The sequence below is a fragment of the Halomonas sp. 25-S5 genome (assembly GCF_029889845.1).
In the GTDB taxonomy this organism is placed as follows: domain Bacteria; phylum Pseudomonadota; class Gammaproteobacteria; order Pseudomonadales; family Halomonadaceae; genus Halomonas.
Genome location: NZ_JARANV010000045.1, coordinates 1 through 5,920, shown reverse-complemented (window position 1 = coordinate 5,920; position 5,920 = coordinate 1). Strand labels below are relative to the sequence as shown.

The 5,920-nt window shown below is 69.1% G+C and carries 5 protein-coding genes; 4 read left to right on the top strand and 1 reads right to left on the bottom strand.

The genetic code is table 11. The features are described 5' to 3' along the window. Positions 1-172: 172 nt before the first annotated feature. Both nosP and OP498_RS17990 read left to right on the top strand, forming a co-directional pair. Positions 173-1,372, top strand: coding sequence for a nitric oxide-sensing protein NosP (gene nosP, locus OP498_RS17995; protein WP_280554721.1), 1,200 nt, complete (start codon positions 173-175; stop codon positions 1,370-1,372). Continuing rightward, positions 1,302-2,702 (top strand): hybrid sensor histidine kinase/response regulator, encoded by a 1,401-nt coding sequence (locus OP498_RS17990; RefSeq protein ID WP_280554719.1) that lies wholly within the window; start codon positions 1,302-1,304, stop codon positions 2,700-2,702. Before nosP ends, OP498_RS17990 begins: the two co-directional genes overlap by 71 nt. On the opposite strand, the gene OP498_RS17985 is transcribed toward OP498_RS17990, so the two are convergent. Beyond that, a complete protein-coding gene (locus OP498_RS17985) occupies positions 2,694-3,356 on the bottom strand; it encodes a response regulator transcription factor (RefSeq protein WP_280550728.1) in 663 nt (220 codons plus the stop codon). The two genes, OP498_RS17990 and OP498_RS17985, sit on opposite strands and share 9 nt — an antisense overlap. 138 nt (positions 3,357-3,494) lie before the next feature. Here OP498_RS17985 and OP498_RS17980 point away from each other — a divergent pair, with 138 nt between their 5' ends. Both OP498_RS17980 and OP498_RS17975 read left to right on the top strand, forming a co-directional pair. Beyond that, positions 3,495-5,015 carry an aldehyde dehydrogenase family protein gene (locus tag OP498_RS17980; protein WP_280550729.1) on the top strand — a complete coding sequence of 507 codons (1,521 nt, stop codon included), beginning with the start codon at positions 3,495-3,497 and terminating at the stop codon, positions 5,013-5,015. 153 nt (positions 5,016-5,168) lie between these two features. Then, positions 5,169-5,813, top strand: coding sequence for a methyltransferase domain-containing protein (locus tag OP498_RS17975; RefSeq protein WP_280554717.1), 645 nt, complete (start codon positions 5,169-5,171; stop codon positions 5,811-5,813). The last annotated feature ends 107 nt before the right edge of the window (positions 5,814-5,920 follow it).

The following is a 5,920-nucleotide window of genomic DNA, read 5'->3' as shown; positions in this document are numbered from 1 at the left end:
CGCGGCGGCGAATCGGCTGCCAAGGGCGACAAGAAGGGCAAGACCAAGGGCTGAGGCCTCTCACTGCCGGGCGAGCGCCAGCCGCTGCCCGGCGTGATGTCCCGCCCAGGCCGGCGTTGTCGCCGCTTGCCCTGGCGACATACACTGCCTGAAACCGCACAGGCAGGCCGACATGCTCGATCTTTCCCCCGCGACGCCCGGTGTTCCCGACCCGCTCGAGGCGGAGCCGCCGCTGCGCACGGCGGTCAGCCGGCGACGGGACCCTCGTGAGGCGGCCGGCGAACTGGCCGGGACGCTGCGGTATGCCGAGCTCGGCTTCGTGCTGTTCTTCTGTAGCGCCGAGTATCCCCTGGCCGCGCTCTCCTCGGCCCTCAACGAGGCCTTCGAGGGCGTGGCGGTGGCCGGCTGCACCACCGCCGGGGAGATCACCCCGGCGGGTTACGGGCGCGGCTGCATCGTCGCCATCGGCCTCGATCGTCGCCACTTCGCCGTCTCCTGCGCCCTGGTCGAGGACCTGGCGGGCTTCGACCTGATCCGTGCCCAGCGGCTGGTCGACGGCCTGCTGGACGACTGTCGCGGCCGGGCCCTGGCCCCGGTGGGGGAGCACAGCTTCGCCCTGACCCTGCTCGATGGTCTCTCCAGCTGCGAGGAGCAGGTGCTGGCGACCCTGGATGCCGCCCTGGGGCGCATCCCCAGCTTCGGCGGCTCCGCCGGCGACGACAATCGCCTGGCCCATACCCATGTGCATGCCGAGGGCCGCTTCCATGGCCAGGCGGCGGTGGTGGTGATGATCAACACCCGACTGCCCTTCGAGGTCTTCACCACCCACCACCTGCGCCCGCGGGACGAGAAGCTGGTAGTCACCCGCGCCGACCGCGAGCGCCGCCGGGTGCTGGAGCTCAACGCCCTGCCGGCCGCCGAGGAGTATGCCCGGCTGGTAGGCGTCCCGGTCGAGGCCCTGGCGCCTGAGGTATTCGCCCGCCATCCCCTGGCGGTGCGCCTGGGCGAGGCGCATTTCGTGCGCTCCATCCAGCGGGTCAACGACGACGGCAGCCTCAGCTTCTATTGCGCCGTCGAAAACGGCATCGTGTTGACCGCCATGCAGCCCACCCCCCTGCTGGAGGACCTCGAGGCGGTCTTCGCCGGGCTTACCACGCGGCTCGGCGAGCCGGCGCTGATCATTGGCTGCGACTGCTTCCTGCGCCGGCTCGAGCTGGAGGCCCTGGGGCTCGTGGCGCCGGCGTCGCGGCTGCTGGGCCGCTCGCGGGTGATCGGCTTCAACACCTACGGGGAGCAGCACCATGGCATGCACATCAACCAGACCTTCACCGGGGTCGCCATTGGATCTCGCCCGGCCACGGGAGACGCCTGACGACGCCGGCCCGCGGGAGCGGGAACTGCTGGAGGAGAACGCGCGGCTGAGGCGGATCGCCACCGCCCTGATGGAGCGCGTGGAGTCGGCGGGCGTGGCGGGCGGTGCCCCCTACGCGGCCTTCGAGCATGCGGTGCTGCTCGCCGAACAGGTGCGCGAGCGCACCGAGACGCTGCAGCATACCCTTGCCGAATTGCATGCCGCCAAGGCGGAAGCGGAAGCGGCCAACCTCTCCAAGACCCGTTTCCTGGCCGCGGTGAGCCATGACTTGCTGCAGCCGCTGAATGCCGCCCGGCTGTTCACCAGCGCCCTGGAGGAGCATCCCCTGCCCGAGCCCTCGACCCGGCTGGTGGGCCATATCGGTCGCTCGCTCAAGGACGTGGAGGCGCTGCTCGGCACCCTGGTGGACATCTCGCGGCTCGATGCCGGGGTGCTCGAGCCGGATATCGCCCCCTTCCCCGTGGCCCGGCTGCTCGACGTGCTGGCCGAGGAGTACCGTCAGATGGCCGCGGCCCGGGGGCTCGAACTGCACTACGTGGGCAGCGGCGCGGTGGTCGCCTCGGACCTGGCGCTGCTGGCCCGGGTGGTGCGTAACTTCCTGACCAATGCTATCCGCTATACCGGGCGCGGCAAGATCCTGCTGGGCTGCCGTCGCCGCCCCGAGGGAATCGAGATCCTGGTGGGAGACAGCGGGCCGGGGATTCCCGAGGCGCAGCGCGAGGCGATCTTCCAGGAGTTCCAACGCCTGAGCGGCAATCGCGACGCCGAAGACCGCGGCCTGGGGCTGGGCCTGGCCATCGTCGACCGCATCGCGGGGATGCTCGGCCATCCCCTGCGGTTGGCCAGCGTGCCGGGCCGTGGCTCGCTGTTTTCGGTGCGGGTCCCCCATGGCCGACTGCCGCTGGCACCTCAGCCACCGGCCGCCTCGGCGCAGCCCGGGCAGGGTCGCGTCCTGGAGGGGGCGCGGGTCTGGGTGATCGACAATGATCCCGGCATCTGCGAAGGGATGGCCGCGCTGCTCGAGGGCTGGGGGTGTCGGGTGGTGACCGCGACCTCGCTGGCCGAGCTGGAGGGCAAGGCCAGCGGGGCGCGCGCGGACGTGCTGCTCGTCGATTTCCACCTGGGCGAGGGGGACCCCGATGGCCTGGCGGCGGCGGCGCGGCTGCGCGAGCGCCAGCCGGGGCTCCCGGTGATGGTGATCACCGCCAACCACGATGCGATGATCAAGGGCCTGACCCGGCAGCGGGGCTATGGCTGCCTGCTCAAGCCCCTGAAGCCGCTGCGGCTGCGCATGGCCCTGGTCGACCTGCTGGGCGGTGACTCAGCGTGACGGGCCATGGCGCTCGGCCAGCAGGGCCTCGAGGTCGGCCTCGCCGGCGGCGAGGATCGCCTGGACCCGGCCCGGCACCCCGAGCTTGCGCAGGATCGCCGAGACATGGGTCTTCACCGTGGTCTCGGCGATGTCCAGTTCCCGGGCGATCACCTTGTTGGAGGCGCCGCGGCTCAGGCGCAGCAGCACCTCGAGCTGCTTGTCGGTCAGCTCGGTGAAGCGTGGGCGGGGCGATGGCGTGCCGGCCCCGGCGGGGCGGCGCATGATGTCCGGCGGCAGGTAGACCTGGCCCTCCAGCAGCTGGGCCAGCGCGGTGAGCAGGTCCCGGCGCGGCGTCGACTTGGGGATGTAGCCCACCGCGCCCAGGTCGAGGGCGTCGAGGATGGTGCGCCGTTCCTGGTCGGCCGAGAGGATCGCCACCGGCAGCCAGGGGTGAGCCGCGCGTAGCGCGCGCAGCCCCTCGAGCCCGCTGGCATCGGGCAGGCCGAGGTCGAGCAGCACCAGGTCAAGCTCCGTGCAGGTCTCGGCCTGGCGCAGGGTCGCGTCCAGGCTCTCCGCCTCCAGCAGCCGGCTGTCGGGCAGGCCGGCCTCGATCACCGCCGCGATCGCCTCGCGGAACAGCGGATGGTCATCGGCGACCATCAGGGTGTGCATGGGCAATATCCTCGTGGACTCGTCTCGCCTCCTACCGAAGGAGGAGGCCCTCTCCTGCTACCGGAGTATGTCGCAGAAGGCGTTGCTGACCAACACTGGGGGGGTATCGCCACAATGACAACAGTCAGGAGTCACGCCATGATTTATGCCAACCCCGGCCAGTCCGGTTCGCCGATCAGCTTCGAGACACGCTACGGCAACTACATCGGCGGCGAGTTCGTACCCCCGGTGAAGGGCCAGTACTTCGACAACGTCAGCCCGGTCAACGGCGAGGTGTTCTGCGAGATCCCGCGCTCCTCCGCCGAGGACATCGACAAGGCGCTGGACGCCGCCCACCAGGCCGCACCGGCCTGGGGCAAGACCGCCGCCGCCGAGCGCTCCAATGTGCTGCTGAGGATCGCCGACCGCATGGAGCAGAACCTCGAGATGCTGGCCGTGGCCGAGACCTGGGACAACGGCAAGGCGGTCCGCGAGACCCTCAACGCCGACCTGCCGCTGGCCGTCGACCACTTCCGCTACTTCGCCGGCTGCATCCGCGCCCAGGAGGGCACCGCCGCCGACATCGACGCCAACACCGTCGCCTACCACTTCCACGAGCCGCTGGGCGTGGTGGGACAGATCATTCCCTGGAACTTCCCGCTGCTGATGGCCGTCTGGAAGCTGGCGCCGGCACTGGCCGCGGGCAACTGCGTGGTGCTCAAGCCCGCCGAGCAGACCCCGGCCTCGATCCTTGAGCTGATGAAGCTGGTCGGCGACCTGCTGCCCCCGGGCGTAGTCAACATCGTCAATGGCTACGGCGCCGAGGCCGGCCAGGCGCTGGCCACCAGCAAGCGCATCGCCAAGATCGCCTTCACCGGCTCCACCCCGGTGGGCTCCCACATCCTCAAGTGCGCCGCGGAGAACATCATCCCCTCCACGGTGGAGCTGGGTGGCAAGTCGCCGAACATCTACTTCGCCGACATCATGAACGCCGAGCCGGAATTCATCGACAAGGCCGCCGAGGGCCTGGTGCTGGCCTTCTTCAACCAGGGCGAGGTGTGCACCTGTCCGTCCCGGGCGCTGATCCAGGAGAGCATGTACGACGCCTTCATGGTCAAGGTGATGGAGAAGGTGGGCCAGATTACCCGCGGCAACCCGCTGGATACCGACGTCAAGGTCGGCGCCCAGGCCTCCCAGGAGCAGTTCGACAAGATCATGTCCTACATGGACGTGGCCCGCGAGGAGGGTGCCGAGTTCCTCACCGGCGGCGAGCGGGAGTCCCTGGATCCGGCCATCAACAACGGCTTCTATATCCAGCCAACCCTGCTCAAGGGGCACAACAAAATGCGCGTCTTCCAGGAGGAGATCTTCGGCCCGGTGGTGGCCGTGACCACCTTCAAGGACGAGGAGGAGGCGCTGGCCATCGCCAACGACACCGAGTTCGGCCTCGGCGCGGGCGTCTGGAGCCGCGACATGAACGTCGCCTTCCGCATGGGCCGCGCTATTCAGGCCGGCCGTGTGTGGACCAACTGCTACCACCAGTATCCGGCCCATGCCGCCTTCGGCGGCTACAAGAAGTCCGGCGTTGGCCGCGAGACCCACAAGATGGCCCTCGAGCACTACCAGCAGACCAAGAACCTGCTGGTCAGCTACGACATCAATCCGATGGGCTTCTTCTGACCGGCTTGTGCTGACGAGTTCGGCCGGATGACGCCTCGGCGAGTACCGAGCAGGCACGTTGGGCGCGACGCGAGTCGCGCCTTTTTTGGCTCGCCGCTACACGTCCCGGCCGCGATGCGTCATCATCTCCCGCCCGGTCCAGATGGAGACAGCATGGAGATGATCGACCTCGAGGCATCCGACCTCCACCAGGCGCGACTGCAGCGCGTGGCGTCCCTGATCAGGGCCAGCGGTGCGCGACGGGTGCTCGACCTGGGATGCGGCTCCGGTGGACTGCTGCAGTACCTGCTGCGCGACGCCCAGTTCGAGCGGGTGGCGGGCCTTGAGCTCTCCGGCGAGCTGCTGGCCCAGGCCAAGCTGCGCCTGGAGGGGCTGCCGGCCGCCCGGGCGGGGCATCTCGAGCTGGTCTGCGGTTCCTATGCCGATCCCCACCCGGCGCTGGTCGGCTTCGATGCCGCGGCCATGGTGGAGACCATCGAGCATGTCCCGCCCGAGGCGCTCTCCCGGGTCGAGCGCGCGGTCTTCGCCGGGCTGCGGCCGCATCTGCTGGTGATGACCACCCCCAACCACGAATACAATCCGCTCTATGATCTGGCGCCGGGCGAGTTCCGGGATCCCGACCACAAGTTCGAGTGGGACCGGGCGCGCTTTCGCGACTGGGCACAGGGCGTGGCGCGTCGCAACGGCTATCGGGTGCGCTTCTCGGGGATCGGCGAGATGCACGATCACCTTGGCCAGCCGACCCAAGTGGCGTGCTTCACGCCAGTCTGCGATGGACCAGAAAAATCGGGGCACTAGGAGCCTGTCGGGTTTGACCGATCGTAGCGAGAGAGACGGATTTCGAGACAAGTTTATCGATCTGATGAGGCGAATAGCCCGCTATTTAACGAATCAGATCGAATGAA